Source organism: Agrobacterium sp. 22117 (assembly GCF_052045735.1).
GTDB lineage: Bacteria > Pseudomonadota > Alphaproteobacteria > Rhizobiales > Rhizobiaceae > Agrobacterium > Agrobacterium cavarae.
Genome location: NZ_JBQEPP010000001.1, coordinates 23,116 through 45,034, shown reverse-complemented (window position 1 = coordinate 45,034; position 21,919 = coordinate 23,116). Strand labels below are relative to the sequence as shown.

Sequence of the window (21,919 nt, the reverse complement as noted above, 5' to 3'; positions counted from 1 at the left end):
TTTCGAAAGGTTTATCTGACGTTCATCGAACGGCAATGCGGCAACTTTCGAGCATTAAGCTTTTCTTGCTCCATCAATAATCAGATCGCCGAATTTTTCCAGATAAAGCGCGCCAGCGACCGTGCGTTTGATCACCACATTGCGGCGGTCCTTCGCATCGCGCTCACGATCGACAAGACCCATCGCGCCCATGCTGTCGAGTGCTCGCGTGATCACAGGCTTGGTGACGCCAAGTACACTCGCCAAGCCGCGAACCGTGTGCGGCGGTGGCACCAGATAAATCTGGAGAAGGATCGCCGTTTGTCTCAGTGTCAGATCAGGCGCATTGTCTTCCACCTGCGCCAGCGCGACGCGGTGCCACAAGCCAAGCGCCTGGCTTGGCGACAATTCCACTGGCACGTCGGGACCTCTCTGTTCTTGTAACAATCGCGCACATCATCGCGCCAAGCGGTGAATAAAAACAAAACCGCCGCCATCGAAGTTTTCTCTTCGAAATGGCGGCGGTCTGTCTCTGCTCTTTTGAGCTTTCGCGTCCCCTCTGGACTTGGGAACTCAAGATGCAGGAAGCGTGCCAACCTGCCATTTCGACAATTTGGCGTCTCCGCACCCTCGATTCGCATCGATTGCGAGGGGTCACGGGCGATTTTTTAAGCGCCGCGCAAAATTAAGATGCAGCGACCCTCTACCATTCAAGGCGAGGGTCTTGCGCTTCGTCAGACTTTGGCGCCATGCACGGCACCGGCTTCGCGGGCTTTTTCCTGCCTGTTGTAGCGGATCGAAGACCAGAGCGCGATGCCGATGAGGGTCGCGCCGCCAAGACCGGTGATGACTTCCGGAATGTGGACGAGGCTTTGCGTGTACATGATCACCGCGAGGATCAGGATCGCGTAGAAGGCGCCGTGCTCCAGATAGCGATATTCCGCGAGCGTCCCCTTCTCCACCAGCATGATGGTCATGGAGCGCACATACATGGCGCCGATACCAAGGCCGATGGCGATGATGAAGAGGTTCGACGTCAGAGCGAAGGCGCCGATGACACCATCGAAGGAGAAGCTGGCATCCAGAACTTCGAGGTACAGGAACGCGCCGAAGCCACCCTTCGCCGCGCCTTCCAGCATCTGCTGGCTGCGATCGAGGACGCCGCCAAGCACTTCCACCAGAAGGAAGGTCAAGAGGCCCCAGATCGCGGAGGTGAAGAAGACATTGGCTGCTTCCGGGCCGAGATCAGGGTTGGTGCTGTTGCTGATGATGCGCGTGAAGATCAGCATGATGATCAGGACGAAGGCGATCTCGATGCCCTTGATCGAGGAATAGGTCGCAATCTTTTCCTCGAACCAACGGACCCAGTGAACGTCCTTCTCATGGTCGAAGAAGAAGCTGAGGCCAACCATCATCAGGAAGGTGCCGCCAAAAGCCGCAATCGGCAGATGGGCGTCATGCATGATCTGGGCGTAGCGATCCGGCTCGGTCGCGGCCATCACCATAGCCGTCCAAGGGCCGACATTAGCGGCGATGACGACGATCAGAAGCGGGAAGACGATACGCATGCCGAAGACGGCGATCAGAATGCCCCAGGTGAGGAAGCGATGCTGCCACTCCGGCGTCATGTCCTTCAGCTTGTTGGCATTGACGATGGCGTTGTCGAAGGAGAGCGAGATTTCCAGCACGGCCAGCACCGCGCAGATGAAGAAGATCGTGGCGGTGCCACTCACAGTGCCGGTCATTTCCCAGCCGAGATAGCCGCCAAGAAGGAGGCCGACGACCGTGACGATAAAGGCCCATTTGAAATAGGAGAGCGTGGATTGCGTGGTGGGGGTCATCACAAAGCTCCCGCGACATTTGGAGAGCGGGAGATGTGCATGGCGTCGCGCGCCAGCACAGAATGCATGGTTGAGTTGTTCATGGGTGTTCATCCGCCGGCGTCATAAGCAGGCGGTACCGACATCGCGAGAGCGCCGTAAAACTCTCGCCAGAGGGGCCCGGCACCAAGGTTTCATCCTGCCCGATGTCAGGGGCAGCATGTCACTCTAGTCTCTCAACTTCGTGATTTCGTCAAGGTCAAAGTTGTTTTTTGGCTGGTCGTCAGACTCTCCGCGGCTCGATGACCCCTGCTTTACGTCTCTCAGGTTGTATCCGGGCACCAAGCCATCGTTGCGGTGCGCTTAAGGATCAGACCAGATCTTCGATGGGCTGAACTGCCGTCTTTGCCTGTTTGCGCTTCACGGCATTCTCGCGGAAGAAGATGTAGAGCCCCGAGAGAACGATCAACCCGGCGCCAATGACAATGCTGAGCTGCGGCACATCGCCGAAGATCAGCCAGCCGAAGATGACGGCCCACAGCAGCAATGTGTATTGCAAGGGCGCAACCGTCGCCGCATCGGCGAGTTTGAGCGCGCGATTGACCAGCACATGCGCGGTCATCGCCACGATACCGAGAAGTGCGAGCAGCGACAGGTCGAAACCGGATTGTATCGGAATCCAGCCGGACGGCGTGATGAGAATGGCGACAATGCCGGCAAGCCCTGCCCCGATAATCTGCCAGAAAGCCAGAACCGTGTCCGGCGTGTTGCGAAGCTGCCGGCCGGACAGCATCATGAAGGCAAAGGCCGCACTGCCAAGGATGGAAAAGAAGGCCGCGCTGGTCAACGAGGCCGAGCTTGGTTTCAGCGCTATCAGCACGCCTACAAAGCCGATACCGATGGCCGTCCATCGCCGCCAGCCGACTTTCTCGCCAAGAAGGAAGGGCGAGAGCGCAGCTACATAGATGGGTGCCGCCAGCCAGTATGTCATGACGTCGGCAAGCGGAAGCGCCGCTACGGCGAAATAGAAGCAGAAGAGTTCTGCGGTGGAGAAAACGACACGTGCGACCTGAAGGCCGGGGCGCTCGACATTCACCAGTTTCTGCAACCCTGCCCTCCAAACGATCGGCAGCAGGATAATGACGGCCGCGATGCTACGCACGGCGATCACCTGACCGAGGCTGTAGGTGGAGACGAGGAACTTGCCCATCGCATCGTTGAGCGCGAAGAGCAGCATGCCGAAAAGCATGACCGCGACGCCGAGGCCCGTCGGCGAAAGCTGGCGAAGAAAATGTGGCATGTGTCTGAACTCCCTGACCGCAATGACTCGGCGAGCTTGTTCTCCGAGTCAAGGTCGTCCGGCGCCTATATTAGCTTCATCTATTCGCGTCAGACGGACAAAAGCTGCCGCATCGTGTGCTGGAAGCGACCTGCAATTTCATCGCGTCGGATGTGTGCGCCGTCGCGCACCACTGGCTTGCCGCCGATCCACACGTCATGCGGCTTGACGAGATTGCCGAAAATCCAGCCGTCGAGAATATCGTCGCCTTGCAGATAGGGAGCGGCCTCCACATTCAAGGATGAGAAATCCGCGGCATTGCCTGCGGCGATCCCGGCCTTGACACCCAAAGCCTTCGCGCCGCCCGTCAAAGCGCCGTCGAATAGGGTGCGGCCCGTCGAGCCATTGGCCGGGGCAATAACGTTGCGCGCGCGGTGCGAAAGGCGTTGAGAATATTCGAGCTGACGCAGCTCTTCACCGACACCGATCAGCACATTGCTGTCCGAGCCGATGCCGAAGGTGCCGCCATGTTTGAGGAATTCAACGGCAGAAAAGGTGCCATCCCCGAGATTGGCTTCCGTGATCGGGCAGAGACCAGCAATCGCACCCTTTCTGGCCACGCCTTGCGTTTCGGCTTCCGTCATATGCGTTGCGTGGATGAGGCACCAGCGATCCGTGACCTCCGCATTCTCCAGCAGCCATTCCACCGGACGCCTGCCGGACCAGGCGATGCAGTCTTCAACCTCTTTCACCTGCTCGGCAATGTGAATGTGAAGCGGCGCATCGGGCGCCAATTGCGCGGCAAAGCTCAGCTCTTCCGGCGTTACAGCGCGCAGGCTATGGGGAGCAACGCCGACGACGCTTGCGGGCAAAGCTGAGACAGCTCTGCGGCAACCCTCCAGCAGACGGGCGAAACTGTCAGTCGAGTTGATAAAGCGGCGCTGGCCTTCCACAGGAGGCTCGCCGCCGAAACCGGAATGGGCGTAGAGGACTGGCAGCAATGTCAGAGAAATACCGGTTTGCGATGCTGCGGCAGCGATGCGTTCGGCCAGCTCCGCAATGTTGGCATAATGAGCGCCATCCTTGTCGTGATGGAGATAATGAAACTCACCCACGCGACCAAAACCGGCCTCCAGCATTTCCATGTAAAGCTGAGCTGCCACCGCCTCCACCTGCTCCGGCGTCATCGACAGGGCGAAGCGGTACATCAGCGTGCGCCAGCTCCAGAAACTGTCCTCGGTGGCACCGCGCCGTTCCACCATGCCGGCCATGGCGCGTTGAAAGGCGTGGCTGTGAAGGTTCGGCATGGCAGGCACGAGCACCGCGTGACGCTCGTCACCGGCGACGGCTTCCACGCCCTGCGTGACCGACAAGATCTTACCATCTGCGATCTCGAGGCGAACATTGGTCGCCCAACCTGTCGGCAACAAAGCGGTTTCAGCATGGATGAACATGTCGGCTCCTCAATTTCCTCGAACAGGCTCTTGCCTCAACCTCTATTATGTATATACATATTGATCAGAAGGGAAGGAAAAACTGATGACAAACCGGAATTCCACCTCGGCCGACAACGGCATTTCGCTCTGGCGAAACGCCCGCCTTGCGACGCTTGATCCTTCCCGTGACGGCCTTGGCATTATCGAGGGCGGCGCAATTGCCGCCAAAGATGGACGGATCGTGTTTGTCGGTCCCGAATCCGAGCTCCCTTCAAACCTGATCGCCGAGGCAGAGACCATCGATTGTGATGGCCGCTGGATCACGCCCGGATTGATCGATTGCCACACGCATCTGGTCTTTGGCGGCAACCGCGCCATGGAATTCGAGATGCGTCTGAATGGCGCAAGCTATGAAGAGATCGCCAAGGCTGGCGGCGGTATCGTCTCTTCCGTGCGTGATACCCGCACGAGGAGCGAAGACGAACTGGTCGCGGAAGCCCTTCCCCGCCTCGACACGCTGCTTGCCGAAGGTGTTTCCACCATTGAGATCAAATCCGGCTATGGGCTCAATATCGACACCGAACTGAAGATGCTGCGCGTCGCGCGGAGGCTCGAAACTTTGCGTCCGGTTCGTGTTCTGACTAGCTATCTCGCCGCCCATGCGACGCCCGCCGAATACAAAGGGCGGAATGCGGATTACATAGCCGACGTTGTATTGCCCGGTATGGAACGTGCGCATCACGAAAAGCTGGTTGATGCGGTCGATGGGTTTTGCGAAGGCATCGCTTTTTCCGTCGAGGAAATGCGCGTCGTCTTTGACAAGGCCAAAGCACTCGGCCTGCCGATCAAGCTTCACGCAGAACAGCTATCCAATCTTCACGGCGCAGAACTGGCCGCCTCCTATGGCGCACTTTCAGCCGACCATCTGGAACATCTGGACGAGGCTGGTGCGAAGGCGCTCGCCACATCCGGCACTGTGGCCGTTCTTCTGCCGGGCGCTTTCTATGCGCTGCGCGAAACAAAGCTTCCGCCGATGCAGGCTCTGCGCGATGCGGGCGCAGAGATCGCGCTTGCGACAGATTGCAATCCCGGCACCTCGCCGCTGACATCGCTGTTGCTCACCATGAATATGGGAGCGACACTCTTTCGCATGACGGTGGATGAGTGCCTCACCGCCACGACCCGCAACGCCGCCAAGGCTCTCGGTATTCTCGCCGAGGCCGGCACGCTGGAAGTTGGAAAATCTGCCGATCTCGCCATCTGGAACATCGAGCGTCCGGCGGAACTCGTCTATCGCATCGGCTTCAATCCGCTTCATGCACGCATCTTCAAGGGACGGACGATCTGAACCATGACCATCATTCTTCATCCGGGCGCAGTGCCACTTGCCGATCTCGCGACAATCTACTGGGAGAATGGTGCCGCCAAGCTCCATCCCTCCTTCGATACCGGTATCGAGAAGGCGGCGAAGCGCATCGCTGATATCGCCGCCGGCAACGCGCCGGTCTATGGCATCAATACCGGCTTCGGCAAACTGGCCTCGATCAAGATCGATGCCGCCGATGTCGCGACCCTTCAGCGCAATCTGATCCTTTCCCATTGCTGCGGCGTTGGCGCGCCCCTGCCGGAAAATGTCGTGCGGCTGATCATGGCGCTCAAGCTCATCTCCCTTGGGCGCGGCGCGTCCGGTGTGCGGCTGGAGCTGGTGCGGCTGATCGAGGCGATGCTGGAAAAGGGCGTCATTCCGCTAATCCCGGAGAAGGGCTCGGTCGGTGCTTCGGGCGATCTTGCGCCGCTCGCGCATATGGCCGCAGTAATGATGGGCGAAGGCGAAGCCTTCTTTGGCGGCGAGCAGATGGCCGCCCGCGACGCGCTGGCAAAGGCCGGGCTGACACCTGTGGTTCTAGCGGCCAAGGAAGGTCTGGCGCTGATCAACGGCACGCAGACATCGACCGCGCTGGCGCTCGCCGGTCTCTTCCGCGCCCATCGCGCGGCACAGGCAGCCCTCATCACCGGCGCGCTTTCCACCGATGCGGCGATGGGGTCTTCGGCACCCTTCCACCCTGATATTCAGACGCTTCGCGGCCACAAGGGCCAGATCGACGCCGGTGCGGCCCTTCGGCAGTTGCTGGAAGGATCGGAAATCCGCGTCAGCCATATTGAAGGCGACGAGCGGGTTCAGGACCCCTATTGCATCCGCTGCCAGCCGCAGGTGGATGGCGCATGCCTCGATCTTCTGCGACAGGTGGCGAAGACGCTCGAAATCGAAGCCAATGCGGTGACCGATAACCCGCTGGTTCTGTCCGATAACTCGGTCGTCTCCGGCGGCAATTTCCATGCAGAGCCCGTGGCCTTTGCCGCGGACCAGACCGCCCTTGCGATCTGCGAAATCGGTGCGATTGCCCAGCGTCGTATCGCGCTTCTGGTCGATCCGGCCCTCTCCTATGGCCTGCCGGCCTTTCTTTCGAAGAAGCCCGGCCTGAACTCCGGGCTGATGATCGCCGAAGTAACGTCGGCTGCGCTGATGAGCGAAAACAAGCAGATGTCGCATCCGGCATCCGTCGATTCCACGCCGACTTCCGCCAACCAGGAAGACCATGTGTCCATGGCCTGCCACGGCGCGCGCCGCCTGCTGCCCATGACGGACAATCTCTTCGCCATCCTTGGCATCGAGGCGCTGTCTGCCGTGCAGGGCGTCGAGCTTCGCGGTCCATTGAAGACGAGTCCTGAGCTGCAGAAGGCCATGTCTGTTCTGCGCGCAGAAATTCCCTCGCTTGAAGAGGATCGCTACATGGCGCCCGATCTCAAGGCCGCATCCGACCTGATCGCTACCGGTGCGCTGGTGGGTGCGATTTCAGATGGCATTCTGCCGAAGCTGGAGGCTTGAGATGTCAGTCGTCGATATCCACCAGGGTCGATCGCCCGTCATTCTCGGTCTGCCGCACACTGGCACGGACGTTCCACCAGAGATCTGGGAGCGGCTGAACGACAATGGCCAGCTGCTGGCAGACACGGACTGGCACATTCACGAGCTTTATGCCGGTCTGCTCTCCGACGCGACGACGGTGCGCGCCACCTTCCATCGCTATGTGATCGATGCCAATCGCGATCCTTCCGGCACCAGCCTTTATCCAGGCCAGAACACGACCGGCCTCGTGCCGGAAACGGATTTCGATGGCGAGGCGATCTGGAAAGAGGGTGAGGCGCCGACGGAAGAGGATATCGCCTACCGGCTGCAGCATTTCCATGCGCCTTATCATGCAGCGCTTGCAGCCGAGATCGACCGTGTGAAGGCGATCCATGGCGTGGCGATCCTCTATGATTGCCATTCCATCCGCTCGAATATTCCCTTCCTCTTCGAAGGAAAGCTGCCGGATTTCAACATCGGCACGGATATGGGCAAGACCTGCGATCCGGCGGTGGAGGCCATTGCCGTCGATGTGACCTCGGCGGCTGAAGGCTATACGTCCATTCTCAATGGCCGCTTCAAGGGCGGCTGGACGACGCGTCACTACGGCCAGCCGGATAAGGGCGTGCATGCGATCCAGATGGAGCTTGCGCAATGCACGCATCTCAAAACTGAGACGCCGCCCTTTGCCTATGATGACGACAAGGCCGCGAAACTCCGCACCCATCTCAAAACCATTCTGACGCGCATGCAAGATTTTGCGCTCGCTCTCAGACCATAAAGGGGAAAGATCATGACAAACCCGCGTCATAACGAACGAGAAGTCCGCGCACCGCAGGGTCCGGAACTAAATGCCAAGAGTTGGATGACCGAGGCGCCGTTGCGCATGTTGATGAACAACCTGGACCCGGATGTCGCGGAGCGCCCGCATGAACTGGTGGTCTATGGCGGCATTGGTCGTGCAGCGCGCACCTGGGAGGATTTCGACCGGATCGTCGCCACGCTGAAGGACCTCAACGAAGACGAGACGCTGCTGGTGCAATCCGGCAAGCCTGTCGGCGTGTTTCGCACCCACAAGGACGCGCCGCGCGTGCTGATCGCCAACTCCAACCTCGTTCCGCATTGGGCGACGTGGGAGCATTTCAATGAACTGGACCGCAAGGGCCTTGCCATGTACGGCCAGATGACGGCCGGGTCGTGGATCTATATCGGCACGCAGGGCATCGTTCAGGGCACCTACGAAACCTTCGTGGAAGCCGGGCGCCAGCATTTCGGCGGCAACCTCACAGGCAAGTGGATCCTGACCGGTGGCCTTGGTGGCATGGGTGGCGCACAGCCGCTCGCAGCCGTGATGGCAGGCGCCTGCTGCCTGGCTGTCGAATGTGACGAGACCCGCGTCGATTTCCGCCTGCGCACCCGCTACCTCGATGCCAAGGCGCATACGCTGGATGAGGCGCTTGCGCTGATCGACCAGTGGACCAAGGCGGGCGAAGCGAAGTCCGTTGGCCTGATCGGCAATGCCGCCGATATCTTCCCGGAACTCGTCAAGCGGATGAAGGCTGGCGGTGCACGCCCTGATATCGTCACCGACCAGACGTCCGCGCATGACCCAATCCATGGCTATCTGCCTTCCGGCTGGAGCGTCGCCGAATGGCGCGCCAAGCAGGAAAGCGATCCGAAGGCGGTGGAGGCTGCTGCCCGCGCTTCGATGAAGACGCAGGTTCAGGCCATGGTGGATTTCTGGAACGCCGGTGTTCCAACGCTCGATTACGGCAACAATATCCGCCAGGTCGCCAAGGAAGAGGGCTTCGAAAACGCCTTCGCCTTCCCCGGTTTCGTGCCTGCCTATATCCGTCCGCTCTTTTGCCGCGGCATCGGGCCGTTCCGTTGGGCTGCCCTTTCGGGTGATCCGGAAGACATCTACAAGACCGACGCCAAGGTGAAGGAACTGCTGCCGGACAACAAACACCTGCACAACTGGCTGGACATGGCGCGTGAGCGCATCGCCTTCCAGGGTCTGCCAGCGCGTATTTGCTGGGTTGGTCTTGGCGATCGGCATCGCCTGGCGCTTGCCTTCAACGACATGGTCAAGAGCGGCGAGTTGAAGGCCCCGGTCGTGATCGGTCGCGATCACCTCGATTCCGGCTCGGTCGCCTCACCCAATCGCGAGACCGAAGCGATGAAGGACGGCTCGGATGCCGTTTCCGACTGGCCGCTGTTGAACGCGCTGCTCAACACCGCATCGGGCGCCACCTGGGTGTCGCTGCACCATGGCGGCGGCGTCGGCATGGGCTTCTCGCAGCACTCGGGTGTCGTCATCTGCGCCGACGGCACGGATGATGCCGCACGCCGTCTGGAGCGCGTGCTGTGGAACGACCCGGCGACGGGCGTGATGCGCCACGCGGATGCCGGTTACGACATCGCGCTCGATTGCGCCAAGGAGAAGGGCCTTCGCCTGCCCGGCATTCTGGGTAACTGAGCGATGAGGCGGCTTCGCGCGTCAGAGTACAAGCGCATGCCGTGGAAGAACGGCAAGGGAGAGACGGTGGAAATCGCCGTCTTTCCGCCGGGCGCGTCCATGGACGCGTTCGAGTGGCGGATCAGCATGGCAAGCGTAGCCAATGACGGCGCTTTTTCTCTGTTTCCGGAGATTGATCGAACGCTATCCATTCTGTCCGGGCACGGCATGTCGCTCACCATCGATGCTGCGGCACAGGTTCTTTTGACGATGGAAAGCGATCCGCTTCGTTTTGCCGCCGATGTTCCTGTCGACGCAACGCTTGTGGATGGCGCGATCACCGATCTCAACGTCATGACGCGTCGAGGGCGGTTTGCGCATTGCGTTGAGCGACGCGCTAGTTCGTTCTCGGTGCATGGCTGTGAACGTGGGGAGACGGTGTATCTTCTGGCGACGGGGCCCGTTACGTTCACCACTGCGGGCGAGACGGTGAAGCTGGAGGCGATGGATTGCGTGCTCGTTGGAGAGGATGCCAGCGTGACGGCTGAGAATATCGTCTGCTATGAAATACGACTTCAAGGGGCTGCTTAGCGCTGGACTAAGAGACGAGCTCAAGCGATGCTCTGCTTGAAGACGACGGCCAACTTCCCTCTTAGCCGTCATCCTCCGCCTTGAGCCTAGGATCTATAAGCCATTAACGCCGTTGGGAAAAATGGATCCTCGGGTCAAGCCCTAGGATGACCCGAGGAAGAGTTTGGGCTACCAAAAGAAAGGCCCCGCGCAAACGGGGCCTCCATCCTTCAAACTTCAATCCGCATCACTTCATCGTCGGCATGACGAATTCAGCACCCGACTTGATGCCGGATGGCCAGCGGGCGGTGATCGTCTTGGTCTTGGTCCAGAACTTGATTGAATCCGTGCCATGCTGGTTGAGGTCGCCGAAGCTCGAGGCCTTCCAGCCGCCGAAGGAGTGATAGGCGAGCGGAACCGGGATCGGAACGTTGACGCCGATCATGCCGATATTGATGCGGGAAGCAAAGTCGCGGGCGGCATCGCCGTCGCGGGTGAAGATGGCGACGCCATTGCCATATTCATGCTTCATCGGCAGGTCGAGCGCTTCTTCGTAGTTCTGGGCGCGGACGACGGAGAGAACCGGTCCGAAGATTTCCTGCTTGTAGATATCCATGTCAGGCGTGACGTGGTCGAACAGGCAGCCGCCGACGAAGTAACCGTCCTCATAGCCCTGCAGCTTGAAATCGCGACCATCGACGAGAAGCTTGGCGCCCTGCTCGACACCGCTGTCGATCAGACCCTTGACGCGCGCCTGGGCTTCCTTGGTGATGAGCGGACCCATATCGGCCTTGTCGTCAGTGTAAGGACCGATCTTCAGAGCTTCAATTTGCGGGATAAGCTTTTCGACGAGACGATTGGCGGTGTCTTCGCCCACAGGTACGGCGACTGAGACGGCCATGCAGCGTTCGCCAGCCGAACCGTAACCGGCACCCATCAGCGCGTTGACGGCCTGATCGAGATCGGCATCCGGCATGATGATCATGTGGTTCTTCGCGCCGCCGAAGCACTGGGCGCGCTTGCCGTTCATGGCAGCGGTTCCATAGACGTAACGGGCAATCGGCGTGGAGCCGACGAAGGAGACAGCGCCGACGTCCGGGTTGGTCAAAAGACCATCAACCGCGCTCTTGTCGCCATTGATGACGTTGAGAATGCCGGCGGGCAGACCTGCTTCGATCATCAATTCTGCGAGACGGATCGGCAAGGAAGGATCACGCTCGGATGGCTTGAGGATGAAGGCGTTGCCGCAGGCGATTGCCGGGGCGAACATCCACATGGGGATCATGGCAGGGAAGTTGAACGGCGTGATACCTGCACCAATGCCGACCGGCTGGCGGATGGAATACATGTCGATCGCCGGGCCAGCGCCTTCGGTGAACTCGCCCTTGGCGAGATGCGGAATGCCACAGACGAACTCGCAGACTTCCAGGCCGCGAATGATATCGCCCTTGGAATCTTCGACCGTCTTGCCGTGCTCGCTGGAGAGAAGCACCGCCAGCTCATCCATGTTCTTGTTGAGGAGTTCGACGAACTTGAAGAAGACGCGGGCGCGACGCTGCGGGTTGGTCGCGGCCCATTTCGGCTGCGCGGCCTTGGCGCTCTGCACCGCGGCGAGGATTTCGGCATCGCTTGCCAGCGCCACCGTTGCCTGCACTTCGCCGGTTGCCGGGTTGAAGACATTCGACGTGCGGCCGCTCGTGCCTGCCACGCGCTTGCCGTCAATGAAATGGCCGATCTCGTTCATGGTGTCCTCCTTGGATTTTTCGTTGCGGCACCTTCGCGCTTTAATTTGCACAAATCAATGACCGGGAGTAATCATCCGTTGTGCGTAAATTAAAGTCCTACCCCATGATAGGCGATCGATGTTTGGGGTTTTTTGCAAAGCGGAGGCGAAGTGCGATGGATAACAAGCGCATTGTGAGGATGGCGGAGCTCGAAATCGATCCTGTCCATCTTGAAGATTACCGCCATCTCTTGATTGAGGAGATCGAGGCTTCGGTGCGACTTGAAGAGGGCGTCCTCGCTCTCAACGCCGTCGCCTTGAAGGATGCCCCGGAGACAATCCGCATTCTAGAAGTCTACCGCGACGTCCAGGCCTATGAGGCGCACTTACAGACGCCGCATTTTCTCAAATACAAGCGCGAAACCCAGATGATGATCCGGTCGCTGAGCCTGATCGATGTCGAGCCTGTAGCAATGGTGAGCAAATGAACTGGGACGATGTGCGCCTGTTTCTGGCGGTCGCCCGGACAGGCCAGATCCTTGCCGCCTCACGACGGCTTGGTCTCAATCACGCAACCTTGTCGAGGCGCCTGACCTTGCTGGAAACCGCCCTGGAGACAAGGCTCTTCGTCCGCCGCACCAATGGCTGCGAATTGACGGAAGAAGGGGCACGGTTTCTCATCTCCGCAGAGCGCATGGAAGCTGAAATGCTTTCCGCTCAGGCTGTTCTGGGCCAAGGCCTCTCAGCGATCAGCGGTACGGTCAGGATCGGAGCTCCGGATGGCTTTGGCGTCTCGTTTCTCGCGCCGCGTCTTGGTGCATTGACGGCGGCGCATCCGGAATTACGGATCGAGTTGGTGCCTGTACCGCGGTCTTTTTCGCTTTCCCACCGCGAGGCCGACATTGCCATTACAATCGAGCGGCCCGAGCAGGGGCGGCTGGTCTTTTCAAAGCTGACCGATTACTCACTCGGCCTCTACGCGTCGAAAACCTATCTCGAACAAAATCCGGCACCTCAATCTGTCGAGGATTTGAGGCAGCATCGGCGGATTGGATATGTCGAAGATCTGATCTTTTCGCCATCGCTCAATTTTACCGCTGAAATCATGCGCGACTGGGACGCGACATTTGCGGTTTCCAGCGCGATCGGTCAGACCGAGGCGGTGCGTTCCGGCGCGGGGATTTGCATCCTGCATGATTACATTGCCCGCAACGATCCAAGCCTTGTGCGGCTGCTTCCCGAGATTTCTATCCGGCGATCCTACTGGACGGCCTATCACGAGAATGCCCGCCAACTTGCCCGCGTGAGGACAGTCGTGCAGTTTTTGCAGGATATCGTCGCGAAAGAACGTCGCAGCTTCTTGTAAGCGAACCGGTTAGCGAGCCGACAGACAATCCTGGAGCAGAGCCAGCAAGGCCGATCCGGCCTCTTCAATCTCGCCACTATTGTCGATGGTCGTTACATCGAAACTATCGCAGATGGCATCGACCCTACGATCGAGCCGCCCCATGATTTCCGCCATGCTCTCGCGTCCGCGATTTGCCAGCCTCTCCGACAGGATTTCCGGCCGGGCCGTAACCACGACCACCTTCAATGACGGGAAAGCACTTCTGAAATGCGGCAGCGCCGAGCGCGAGCCATTGGCCACCGCCACACCACCCGTCTTCAGATGCTCTTTAACCGATGCGGGAATGCCGTAATGCAGGCCGTGGGCACTCCATGACACACAAAATTCGCCGGCTACCTTTTTGCGCTGAAACGCTTCTTCGGTGCAGCCCTGGTGGTTTTCACCACCAGCATCGCTGTCTCGGGTGATGACACGGCGAACGAAATGCACATCGGGATTATCCCGCAGGTGGTCTGCGGCATAATCGATGAGCGTATCCTTGCCGGCGCCACTCGGGCCGACGACGACAATCATCGTTCCGAGCAGGTTGAGGCTTGGTGACGGTGAGTCAGACGATGCGAGGCTCATGCGACACGTTTTCCCTGTCGCCAGACGCTCCGCACCACAGGCACGCCGCTTTCGCGACGAACCCGCACGAGGTCTGCACGCAGGCCTTCGGCAATGGAACCGCGATCCGTCAGGCCAACGGTCTTCGCCGGCGTTGCCGTCACCATCGCAAGCGCCTTGGGAAGGGTCATGCCTTCCACCTGATCGGCCAGCAGGAAGGGTGCGTAAAGCAGGCTGAAAGGCACGTAGTCCGACGACAGTACATCGAGAACGCCGAGTTCGGCGAGATCGCGGGCAGCAATATTGCCGGAATGGGATTTGCCGCGAACGATGTTCGGCGCGCCCATCAGCACGCTCATGCCAGCGGTGTGAGAGGCCTGGGCAGCCTCGACACTCGTTGGAAATTCGGCAAGACGCACACCATGGCCAATAGCTTCCTCGACATGGGCTTCCGTCGCGTCGTCATGGCTTGCCACCGTGATGCCGCGTTCAGCGCAACGGGCCGACAGATAGTCGCGGTGCTTGCCGGAGAATTTTTCCGACGCAGAGACGCGTCGATCAACAAAAGCCTTGAAGGCTTCGTCACTCAAGCCGCGCTTCTTCTGGTAGAACATGACGTACTGATCCATCGTCTGGAACTGACGCTGGCCTGGGGAATGGTCCATCAGCGAGATCAGCCGCACATGCGGATCGTTTTCGAAATCTTCGAAATGCTCCAGCACGTCGGCGGAGGCGACTTCGCAGCGTAGATGCAGCAGGTGGTCGGAGCGAAGGCGATCTTCACCCTTCGCCTTTTCGATGGCATCGGCCATGTCACGCATTTCGCCTCGCGCAAAGCCGCCATCCTCATCCGAGCCTAGACGCAGGCAATCGAAGACGGTGGTGATGCCGGAAGATGCGACCTGCGCATCATGCGCCTGAATGGCGGCGATCTTGTCCCAGGTTACACCGGGGCGCGGCGAATAATGCTGCTCCAGGTGGTCGGTGTGCAATTCGACGAGGCCGGGGATCAGATAGTCGCCCTCGAAATCTTCTCCGGTTCTTGATGAACCCTCGCTGATATCGGCAATCACGCCATCGCGGATCAGGACGGAGCCTTGGACGACATCGTCGGACAGCACGATGCGCGCATTGGATAGGACATGTTCAGCCATTTCGGACATCTTTCGTATTGGGAGCAGCCAGTGGCTGCCAGCTATGAACGGTAAAGGCTTCGCCCCGCTCCTTTTCGACGAAAAGGCCAAGGCCGGAGATCGTCAGCGGGCGATGGATGAAGCCGGCAAATGTCTTGGTAAGGATATCCGCCATCTCGTCGCTGCGCCCGTCACTCACCGGCCCGGTCAGGGTCATGTGGAAGCGGAAATCGTCCATGACGTAGGGATAGCCGAAGCGATGCAGGTTGGCGCGCTGGCTTTCGCTCAGCGTCTCGGGTTTCCGACGGGCAATGTCGCGCTCGGAGAGGGGCGCACGGAAGGGCTCGAAATGCTCGACCACATCGGCGGCAAAATCCTGAAGCGGCTGGTGGCGTGCCGCAGGCACCAGAGCGAAGAAGGGTCCGAGCGATCCAACAACGACTTCCGGAATATCGAAGGCGGTGCGTGAGGAGGCAAAGGCCGAAAATGCCTCGACCAGTTGCTCTTCGCTTTTGTCGGCCGCGAGCTCGAAGGGCGCTTTCAGCGTGGCGTGGAAGCCGTAGCGTCTCGGATCTTCCGTCACATCGGCGAAGCTCACGTAATCGTCAAACACCTCTTCGGAAAAGGCGTGGCGCCCCAGCCACCGCGACGCTGTCTCAGTCAGCGGATCGGTGGCGGAGGGCGAAAAATAGAGAGCGTAGCGCACGATGTCGCACTTTCAAACGTCATGAAAACAGCGGAAGCGTCATTTGAGACGACTCGTCTCTACCCCGCAAGGTCAGAAGTGCGAGGTAGACCTTTTCCATGACAGAATGATGATATCGCCCGACAAATTTGCCGGATATCTACATCGTCTTAATGATGCGGTTTGCCGATCAGACGGGAGCGGATCGCATTCGACATATTGTCGAAAAGGAAGACGACGATGAGGATCAACAGCACCATATAGGCGACCTTGTCCCAATCCTGATTGGTGCGCATGGCTTCCAGAAGCTTGAGGCCGATACCGCCCGCACCGACCGCGCCGATAATGGTGGCGGAGCGGGTGTTGCTTTCCCAGAAATAGAGCGACTGCGAAATGAAAACCGGAAGCACCTGCGGAATGACGCCATAGCGATTGACGATCATTGGCGACGCACCGACAGACTTCACGCCTTCGCGCTGCTTGTCATCGACATTTTCCAGCGCCTCGGCATAGACCTTTCCAAGCGCGCCGGTATCGGTGAAGAAGATCGCAGCGATACCGGGGATCGGTCCGGGGCCAAAGCTGCGGGTAAAGAACAGCGCCCAGATCAGCATATCGATGGAGCGCAGGAAATCGAACACGCGCTTCATGCCCCAGTTTGCCACCCTGTTGGCGGTAATGTTGCGCGCGGCGATGAAGGCGAGCGGGAACGCAACGAGCGTGCCGAGCAGCGTGCCGAGAAACGCCATGACGAGCGTCTGCAGCAGTTTGGACAAGATATCCTCATGCTGCCAGACGTCGTTCCCCAGGAAGTCATCGACCATTTTCGAAATGTTGGACTGCGCTGGATCGATGCGGGGCTGCCAAAGGGCGAGCGACGCGAGCTCCCCCCAGCTTTTGCCCCAGAACTGCGAACGGGTATCGAAGAAGAAATTGGCCCAACCAAGGAAACGGCGCTGGACGTAAAGTTGCGAGGTGCGGATTTCCGCCTGTCCGGCAAAACCGTAGTCGACCACGACCTTGTTCTCGTCCTGGCGGATCTGAGACGGCGCGCCGGCGGGCGCCGTAACGCGGTCTGCGCCGATCGCCACCGGATAGAGCGTGCCGTCAATATAGACGTTCGCCTGCGTCGGCATGACATCGATACGGTTCTGCCCACCGCCATAGATCACGCTATAGCCGCCATCCGGAAGAGGCTGAAGCCAGCTGATATGGGCATTGGCCGGATATTGACCGCGGCTCGTCCACTGCGGAACCACCTTGCCATCTTCAAAGCGAAGTCGCGGCTGAGCGCGCCAGGAATACCAGTCCTGAATATAGCTCGACGCGCGCTCCCAGCGGCCATTCATCAGAGCGGGGCCGACATTGAAGGCGAAGAAGCAGATGACGAGATAGGCGAAAACCGCGACGAGGCCGAGGAACAATCCGTACCGGCGCAGGAAGCTCTGCTGGAAGACCTGCGGATATTGCGAAAGAAGGCGTTCGCGATCCGCACCATTTATGACAAAGCTAGTGGACATCAGGCCGCTCCCCGTCCGAATTCAAAGGATTGATGGCCGATCAGCCTGCGGCGCAGCCAGCCGGAAAACTGGTCGACGGCGATGATGGTGACCAGCAGCATGATGATGATGGCATAGGTCTTGGCGGCATGATCATTGCCGATCGCCAGGCGAAAGACCTCGCCGATACCGCCGCCGCCAACAGCGCCGATGATGGTGGAGGCGCGCACATTGATTTCGGCGCGCAGCAGCGCATAGGAGACGAAATTTGGCAGAACCTGCGGCACGATGGCAAAGCGCACACGCTCCAGCCAGTTGGCACCCGATGCCCGCAAGCCCTCATCCGGCTTCATGTCGGCATTTTCGACGACTTCGAAGAAGAGTTTTCCGAGCGCGCCGACGGTATGAATAGTGATGGCGACGATGGCGGCAATGGGCCCGAGCGAAAGGATGGCGGTCAGCAATCCGGCGATGACGATTTCCGGAAAGGCGCGCATCACTTCCAGCATGCGTCTGACGGCAAAACGCACGGCACCGGCGCCGACGAGATTGGTGGAAGCAAAGAAGCACAGTGCGAAAGCGAAGGCCGTGCCGATCAGTGTCGAAACCAGCGCAATGTTCAGAGTGATGATCAGCTGATAGAAGAAATGCGGAATATAAAAGCCGTCGCCGATATAGACCCGCTCCGAGACATAGTCGTATTTCAGAGAGCCGTCGGCATAGGGTGACGGCAGATCGAACATGGCGCGAACGACTTCCATCGGGCTGTTCGGCAGGAAGGTCTTCATAAAATCGAAGAAATAGGGCAGCCGCTCGAAAAACTTGCCGGAATTGGCGCTATTGGCAAAATCGAGCGAGGCAAAGAGCAACGCAAGAAAGACGACGATGGCGATGCCGGTGTAGATGCGTCGCGTGACCAGCTGTTGCTGGTAGTGCTGCATGACCTTCTTCGAGGCCTCGCCCAACGTATCTGGGGTGATTGGCGTGCTGGCCATGTCTTTTGCGTCCTTGCCGGAGCCATGCGGGTGACGATGGATTCACCGATGCTCTCATTCACCGTTTCAGCGGCATCCCTTTGGAAGCGTGACGGCGTTCCCGGGCTGCGCTTTAAAAAAACGGCGGCGTCTTTCTGACGCCGCCGTCTCATGCTGTTGTTGGCAATCAGCCGCCGATAACGGCCTTACGGGCATCAACGATCGTCTGGTAGAAGGACGGATCGACCTTGATGTATTCCTTGTTCTTGCCCTGGGTGAAGCCCTGGAAGCAAGCGAGGTCCTTCTTCGGCAGGTCGAGGAAGAAAGCTTCGATCTTTTCCTTCATCGGCTCGCCGACCTTGTTGGCAACCATAAGCGGACCGTTCGGGATCAGCGGCGACTTCCAGACTTCGACGAGATCGTCCATGTCGAGATTGCCCTTGGCGACCATCTGGTGGAGGTTGCCGGAGCTGTAGCCTTCTTCCCACTTGCCCACGCCGGAACCGAAGGTGGTGCCGACATCGAACTTTTTGTCGAGAACGGCGAGAACGAGGTTCTCATGGCCGCCGCCGAAGCCGGTTTCAGAGAAGTATTCCTTGACCGGCTTGCCGGTTTCCTTCGGCAGAGCGACGTTCGGGATCAAGTAACCGGAGGTGGAGTCCGGATCGGCAAAGCCGAGCTTCTTGCCCTTGGCGTCTGCCAGCGTCTTGATGCCGGAGTCCTTGCGGGCAACCATGATGGTGTAATAGCCGCTGGAGCCGTCAGCGCCGGTGTATGTCAGGATCGGATCGACAGCCTTCGGGTCCTGAATAGCGATCTTGGCGTAGGAGGATGCGCCCATGGAAGCAATGTCGATGGTGCCGCCCAGCAGACCCTGAATAACGCCGTTATAGTCCGGCGATGGGAAGAGCTGAACCTGCTCAACACCGGTTGCAGCCTTCAGGCCATCGGCAATGCACTGCGCGTTGCGCAGCTGGTCGTTGGAGTTTTCGCCGCCATCGAGGCCGATGCGCAGAACCTTGACGTCCTGAGCGAGAGCCGAACCGGCCAGAAGGCCAAGTGCAACCGCCGAAAGAAGAGCTTTCTTCAACATGGATTTATCTCCGTTTTTCCGGCGAGCCGGAGTTTGACACGATATGGAATGTGATATTGGCCCCTGACGCGGGCGGATCGATGCTGTGCGGTCCTTACAGTCCAGCCATGGAAAGCGGCTTGGGAGCAGAAGCTTCAGGACCGGCAGATGGGTGTTGGGCGCGCGCGGCAAGCTCCGCACCTTCAATGGTGATGCTGGTCGACGTCATGGTTTCGTCGATGCCGGCACCATGAGAATCAGTACCGTAGATTTCCTTGACCGCGCGGGCATCGAGTTCGGCGGGCGTGCCGTCGAAGACGACGCGACCGGCCGCCATGCCGATGATGCGCTCACAATAATTGCGGGCAGTATCCAGCGTGTGCAGGTTGGTGATGACGGTGATGCCTTCGCGCTCATTGATGTCGCGCAGCGCATCCATGACGATTTTTGCGTTGAGCGGGTCAAGCGAGGCAATGGGCTCATCGGCAAGCAGCATGCGCGGCGACTGCATCAGTGCACGTGCGATCGCCACACGCTGCTGCTGCCCACCCGACAGCGTGCCGGCCGGCTGCATCGCCACATGTTCGATCCCCAGGCGCTCCAGTGCTGAAATCGCCATCAGACGCTCTTCGGTGGTGAAGATGCTGAGCAGGCTCAAGACCGTGGAGCGGTGATCGAGGCGACCGAGCATGACGTTGGTCAGAACGTCGAGACGCGGCACGAGATTGAATTGCTGGAAGATCATGGCGCAATCGCGCTGCCAGTGGCGAAGCGCGGCGCCGCGGAGTGAGGAAACCTCGAGATCACCGAAATGAATGGAGCCGGATGTGGGATCGACCAGGCGGTTGATCATGCGCAGGAGGGTGGATTTGCCTGCACCCGAACGTCCGATGACGCCGACCATCTGGCCCTGGGGGATATCGAGCGTCACGCTGTCGACGGCGGTCGATTTGCCGAAGCGGCGCGTTACCTGCTTGAGGTGAAAAGTCATAGGCCAAATCCAGTCTCGTTATTTCGGATTCGGCCTATCAGGGGTGCGTGAAGCGCGAATGTCAGTTTGATGAAGAAATTATTACAAGGCTGACGTTACGGGAGATGGTGTTCGTTTACCCGTCATACTTGGCAAGAAAGGCCTCCGCTTCGAGCGAACGGAAATCATCGAGGGCAGCGCGAAGCCTCGCATGATCCCAATCCCACCAGGCCAGTCGGTCCATGCGCTCGCCGATCTCTTCTGGAAAACGGCGCCGGATGATTTTGGCCGGGACACCGCCGACGATGGTGTAAGGCGCAACATCTTTCGAGACCACGGCACCGGCACCGACGACGGCGCCATTGCCGATGGTGACGCCGGGCAGGATGGTCGCGCCGTGTCCGATCCAGACATCATGGCCGATGACGACGCGTCTGGCGCGTCTTGCGGCGAAGAACTCCGTCTCATCCTCCGCATCGTCCCAATAGTTATGGGCGCGGTAGGTGAAGTGGTGCAGCGTCGCGCGCGACATGGGATGGTTGGTTGCATTGATGCGCACCGAGGCGGCGATGTTGACGAACCTGCCAATCGTCGCGCACCAGACGGCACCGTCCTGCATGATGTAGGAGTAGTCGTCCATCTCCACTTCTTCGATGCGGCAGCGCTCCGAGACTTCGATGTAACGGCCGAGCTTGGAGTTGACGACGCGGGCGCTTTCGTGAATGGCCGGTTCCAGGCCAACTTTGACACTCATGCTGCGATCTTTCTGGGTGAGAACTGCGAGACATCGAGGATGCGATCGGCCACGGCTTCACGTACTTCCTCATCGTGAAAAATGCCGAGAAGGGCTGTTCCTTCGGCCTTCTTTTGCCGGATCATCTCCACCACGACCTTGCGATTGGCCGCATCGAGCGACGCCGTCGGCTCATCCAGAAGCAGGATGGCGTGGTCGGTAATGAAGCCGCGGGCAATGTTGACGCGCTGCTGTTCGCCGCCGGAGAAGGTCGCGGGTGGCAGGGACCACAATTCCCGTGGCAAGTTGAGCTTCGATAGCAACTCCCCTGCCCGCTCGCGCGCCTCTTCGACCGGAATTTTTCGAGCAAGCAGCGGCTCGGCCACCACATCGACGGCGGCGACGCGCGGAACGGTGCGCAGGAACTGGCTGACATAGCCAAGGCTGCGGTGACGGACCTCCAGCACGGTGCGGGGTGCGGCACTGCCGATATCGACCATCTGTCCCTCATGCTTGATGAGGATCTGGCCGCTATCGATGGCATAATTGCCATAGAGCATCTTGAGGATGGAGCTTTTCCCGATCCCCGAAGGCCCGCCAAGCACGACGCATTCGCCCGCCTGGACAGAGAAGTTCACATTGCGCACGACAGGCAGTTCGATCCCGTCACGCAGATGCATGGTGAAGCTTTTGAAGACTTCCGAAACAATGAGGGGGGTCGGCATG

At 59.5% G+C, this 21,919-nt stretch carries 21 protein-coding genes; 7 read left to right on the top strand and 14 right to left on the bottom strand.

The features are described 5' to 3' along the window. Positions 1-54 precede the first annotated feature (54 nt). The 4 genes from ACTJKV_RS00225 to ACTJKV_RS00210 all read right to left on the bottom strand — a co-directional run bounded on the left by ACTJKV_RS00225 (position 55) and on the right by ACTJKV_RS00210 (position 4,532). On the bottom strand, positions 55-399 hold the full coding sequence (locus ACTJKV_RS00225; protein ID WP_062427251.1) for a MarR family winged helix-turn-helix transcriptional regulator: 345 nt from the start codon (positions 397-399) through the stop codon (positions 55-57). A 314-nt stretch (positions 400-713) separates the two neighbouring features. Next, complete coding sequence (locus tag ACTJKV_RS00220; RefSeq protein WP_062599101.1) at positions 714-1,820, bottom strand: DUF475 domain-containing protein; 1,107 nt, start codon at positions 1,818-1,820, stop codon at positions 714-716. 349 nt (positions 1,821-2,169) lie between these two features. Continuing rightward, on the bottom strand, positions 2,170-3,099 hold the full coding sequence (locus tag ACTJKV_RS00215; protein ID WP_440598376.1) for a DMT family transporter: 930 nt from the start codon (positions 3,097-3,099) through the stop codon (positions 2,170-2,172). 89 nt (positions 3,100-3,188) lie between these two features. Further along, positions 3,189-4,532, bottom strand: coding sequence for a formimidoylglutamate deiminase (locus tag ACTJKV_RS00210; RefSeq protein ID WP_062599099.1), 1,344 nt, complete (start codon positions 4,530-4,532; stop codon positions 3,189-3,191). A gap of 85 nt (positions 4,533-4,617) precedes the next feature. Here ACTJKV_RS00210 and hutI point away from each other — a divergent pair, with 85 nt between their 5' ends. Genes hutI through ACTJKV_RS00185 form a run of 5 tightly spaced genes read left to right on the top strand, consistent with a single transcriptional unit; the run spans position 4,618 to position 10,471 of the window. Next, positions 4,618-5,862: an imidazolonepropionase gene (hutI, locus tag ACTJKV_RS00205; protein ID WP_274101059.1), complete on the top strand. Its 1,245-nt coding sequence runs from the start codon at positions 4,618-4,620 to the stop codon at positions 5,860-5,862. 3 nt (positions 5,863-5,865) lie between these two features. Continuing rightward, positions 5,866-7,401, top strand: coding sequence for a histidine ammonia-lyase (gene hutH / locus ACTJKV_RS00200; protein ID WP_274101060.1), 1,536 nt, complete (start codon positions 5,866-5,868; stop codon positions 7,399-7,401). A 1-nt stretch (position 7,402) separates the two neighbouring features. After that, a complete protein-coding gene (gene hutG / locus ACTJKV_RS00195) occupies positions 7,403-8,203 on the top strand; it encodes an N-formylglutamate deformylase (RefSeq protein WP_062427257.1) in 801 nt (266 codons plus the stop codon). Between the two features lie 12 nt (positions 8,204-8,215). Beyond that, positions 8,216-9,901, top strand: coding sequence for a urocanate hydratase (gene hutU, locus ACTJKV_RS00190; protein ID WP_062427258.1), 1,686 nt, complete (start codon positions 8,216-8,218; stop codon positions 9,899-9,901). A gap of 3 nt (positions 9,902-9,904) precedes the next feature. Next, entirely contained in the window at positions 9,905-10,471 is a 567-nt protein-coding gene (locus ACTJKV_RS00185; RefSeq protein ID WP_062427259.1) for a HutD/Ves family protein, read from the top strand. Between the two features lie 226 nt (positions 10,472-10,697). On the opposite strand, the gene ACTJKV_RS00180 is transcribed toward ACTJKV_RS00185, so the two are convergent. Next, a complete protein-coding gene (locus tag ACTJKV_RS00180) occupies positions 10,698-12,194 on the bottom strand; it encodes a CoA-acylating methylmalonate-semialdehyde dehydrogenase (RefSeq protein ID WP_062427260.1) in 1,497 nt (498 codons plus the stop codon). A gap of 155 nt (positions 12,195-12,349) precedes the next feature. On the opposite strand from ACTJKV_RS00180, the gene ACTJKV_RS00175 reads away from it, so the two are divergent. Further along, entirely contained in the window at positions 12,350-12,661 is a 312-nt protein-coding gene (locus ACTJKV_RS00175; protein WP_062427261.1) for a putative quinol monooxygenase, read from the top strand. Continuing rightward, positions 12,658-13,539 carry a LysR family transcriptional regulator gene (locus tag ACTJKV_RS00170; RefSeq protein WP_062427262.1) on the top strand — a complete coding sequence of 294 codons (882 nt, stop codon included), beginning with the start codon at positions 12,658-12,660 and terminating at the stop codon, positions 13,537-13,539. The genes ACTJKV_RS00175 and ACTJKV_RS00170 overlap by 4 nt, the downstream gene beginning before the upstream one ends. A 9-nt stretch (positions 13,540-13,548) precedes the next feature. Here ACTJKV_RS00170 and phnN read toward each other — a convergent pair whose 3' ends face one another. The 9 genes from phnN to phnL form a co-directional block, all read right to left on the bottom strand. Continuing rightward, complete coding sequence (gene phnN, locus ACTJKV_RS00165) at positions 13,549-14,148, bottom strand: phosphonate metabolism protein/1,5-bisphosphokinase (PRPP-forming) PhnN (protein ID WP_062427263.1); 600 nt, start codon at positions 14,146-14,148, stop codon at positions 13,549-13,551. Next, positions 14,145-15,281, bottom strand: coding sequence for an alpha-D-ribose 1-methylphosphonate 5-triphosphate diphosphatase (locus tag ACTJKV_RS00160; protein ID WP_062427264.1), 1,137 nt, complete (start codon positions 15,279-15,281; stop codon positions 14,145-14,147). Before ACTJKV_RS00160 ends, phnN begins: the two co-directional genes overlap by 4 nt. Then, complete coding sequence (locus ACTJKV_RS00155; protein WP_062427265.1) at positions 15,274-15,966, bottom strand: DUF1045 domain-containing protein; 693 nt, start codon at positions 15,964-15,966, stop codon at positions 15,274-15,276. The genes ACTJKV_RS00160 and ACTJKV_RS00155 overlap by 8 nt, the downstream gene beginning before the upstream one ends. A gap of 149 nt (positions 15,967-16,115) precedes the next feature. Further along, positions 16,116-17,465: a phosphonate ABC transporter, permease protein PhnE gene (gene phnE, locus ACTJKV_RS00150; RefSeq protein WP_062427266.1), complete on the bottom strand. Its 1,350-nt coding sequence runs from the start codon at positions 17,463-17,465 to the stop codon at positions 16,116-16,118. After that, complete coding sequence (gene phnE / locus ACTJKV_RS00145; RefSeq protein ID WP_062427267.1) at positions 17,465-18,439, bottom strand: phosphonate ABC transporter, permease protein PhnE; 975 nt, start codon at positions 18,437-18,439, stop codon at positions 17,465-17,467. Before phnE (ACTJKV_RS00145) ends, phnE (ACTJKV_RS00150) begins: the two co-directional genes overlap by 1 nt. 166 nt (positions 18,440-18,605) lie before the next feature. Beyond that, complete coding sequence (gene phnD, locus ACTJKV_RS00140) at positions 18,606-19,511, bottom strand: phosphonate ABC transporter substrate-binding protein (RefSeq protein WP_062443352.1); 906 nt, start codon at positions 19,509-19,511, stop codon at positions 18,606-18,608. Between the two features lie 94 nt (positions 19,512-19,605). After that, on the bottom strand, positions 19,606-20,481 hold the full coding sequence (gene phnC / locus ACTJKV_RS00135) for a phosphonate ABC transporter ATP-binding protein (RefSeq protein ID WP_062443354.1): 876 nt from the start codon (positions 20,479-20,481) through the stop codon (positions 19,606-19,608). 115 nt (positions 20,482-20,596) lie between these two features. After that, positions 20,597-21,214, bottom strand: a complete 618-nt coding sequence (locus ACTJKV_RS00130) for a DapH/DapD/GlmU-related protein (protein WP_440598375.1) — start codon at positions 21,212-21,214, stop codon at positions 20,597-20,599. After that, a complete protein-coding gene (gene phnL / locus ACTJKV_RS00125) occupies positions 21,211-21,918 on the bottom strand; it encodes a phosphonate C-P lyase system protein PhnL (RefSeq protein WP_113175715.1) in 708 nt (235 codons plus the stop codon). Before phnL ends, ACTJKV_RS00130 begins: the two co-directional genes overlap by 4 nt. Between the last annotated feature and the right edge of the window lies 1 nt (position 21,919).

Excerpts from the sequence above, each read along its gene's own strand:
- ACTJKV_RS00220 (WP_062599101.1), bottom strand. The coding sequence starts at position 1,820 with ATGACCCCCACCACGCAATCCACGCTCTCCTATTTCAAATGGGCCTTT.
- ACTJKV_RS00215 (WP_440598376.1), bottom strand. The coding sequence starts at position 3,099 with ATGCCACATTTTCTTCGCCAGCTTTCGCCGACGGGCCTCGGCGTCGCG.
- ACTJKV_RS00210 (WP_062599099.1), bottom strand. The coding sequence starts at position 4,532 with ATGTTCATCCATGCTGAAACCGCTTTGTTGCCGACAGGTTGGGCGACC.
- hutI (WP_274101059.1), top strand. The coding sequence starts at position 4,618 with ATGACAAACCGGAATTCCACCTCGGCCGACAACGGCATTTCGCTCTGG.
- hutH (WP_274101060.1), top strand. The coding sequence starts at position 5,866 with ATGACCATCATTCTTCATCCGGGCGCAGTGCCACTTGCCGATCTCGCG.
- hutG (WP_062427257.1), top strand. The coding sequence starts at position 7,403 with ATGTCAGTCGTCGATATCCACCAGGGTCGATCGCCCGTCATTCTCGGT.
- hutU (WP_062427258.1), top strand. The coding sequence starts at position 8,216 with ATGACAAACCCGCGTCATAACGAACGAGAAGTCCGCGCACCGCAGGGT.
- ACTJKV_RS00185 (WP_062427259.1), top strand. The coding sequence starts at position 9,905 with ATGAGGCGGCTTCGCGCGTCAGAGTACAAGCGCATGCCGTGGAAGAAC.
- ACTJKV_RS00180 (WP_062427260.1), bottom strand. The coding sequence starts at position 12,194 with ATGAACGAGATCGGCCATTTCATTGACGGCAAGCGCGTGGCAGGCACG.
- ACTJKV_RS00175 (WP_062427261.1), top strand. The coding sequence starts at position 12,350 with ATGGATAACAAGCGCATTGTGAGGATGGCGGAGCTCGAAATCGATCCT.
- ACTJKV_RS00170 (WP_062427262.1), top strand. The coding sequence starts at position 12,658 with ATGAACTGGGACGATGTGCGCCTGTTTCTGGCGGTCGCCCGGACAGGC.
- phnN (WP_062427263.1), bottom strand. The coding sequence starts at position 14,148 with ATGAGCCTCGCATCGTCTGACTCACCGTCACCAAGCCTCAACCTGCTC.
- ACTJKV_RS00160 (WP_062427264.1), bottom strand. The coding sequence starts at position 15,281 with ATGGCTGAACATGTCCTATCCAATGCGCGCATCGTGCTGTCCGACGAT.
- phnE (WP_062427266.1), bottom strand. The coding sequence starts at position 17,465 with ATGTCCACTAGCTTTGTCATAAATGGTGCGGATCGCGAACGCCTTCTT.
- phnE (WP_062427267.1), bottom strand. The coding sequence starts at position 18,439 with ATGGCCAGCACGCCAATCACCCCAGATACGTTGGGCGAGGCCTCGAAG.
- phnD (WP_062443352.1), bottom strand. The coding sequence starts at position 19,511 with ATGTTGAAGAAAGCTCTTCTTTCGGCGGTTGCACTTGGCCTTCTGGCC.
- phnC (WP_062443354.1), bottom strand. The coding sequence starts at position 20,481 with ATGACTTTTCACCTCAAGCAGGTAACGCGCCGCTTCGGCAAATCGACC.
- ACTJKV_RS00130 (WP_440598375.1), bottom strand. The coding sequence starts at position 21,214 with ATGAGTGTCAAAGTTGGCCTGGAACCGGCCATTCACGAAAGCGCCCGC.
- phnL (WP_113175715.1), bottom strand. The coding sequence starts at position 21,918 with ATGCCGACCCCCCTCATTGTTTCGGAAGTCTTCAAAAGCTTCACCATG.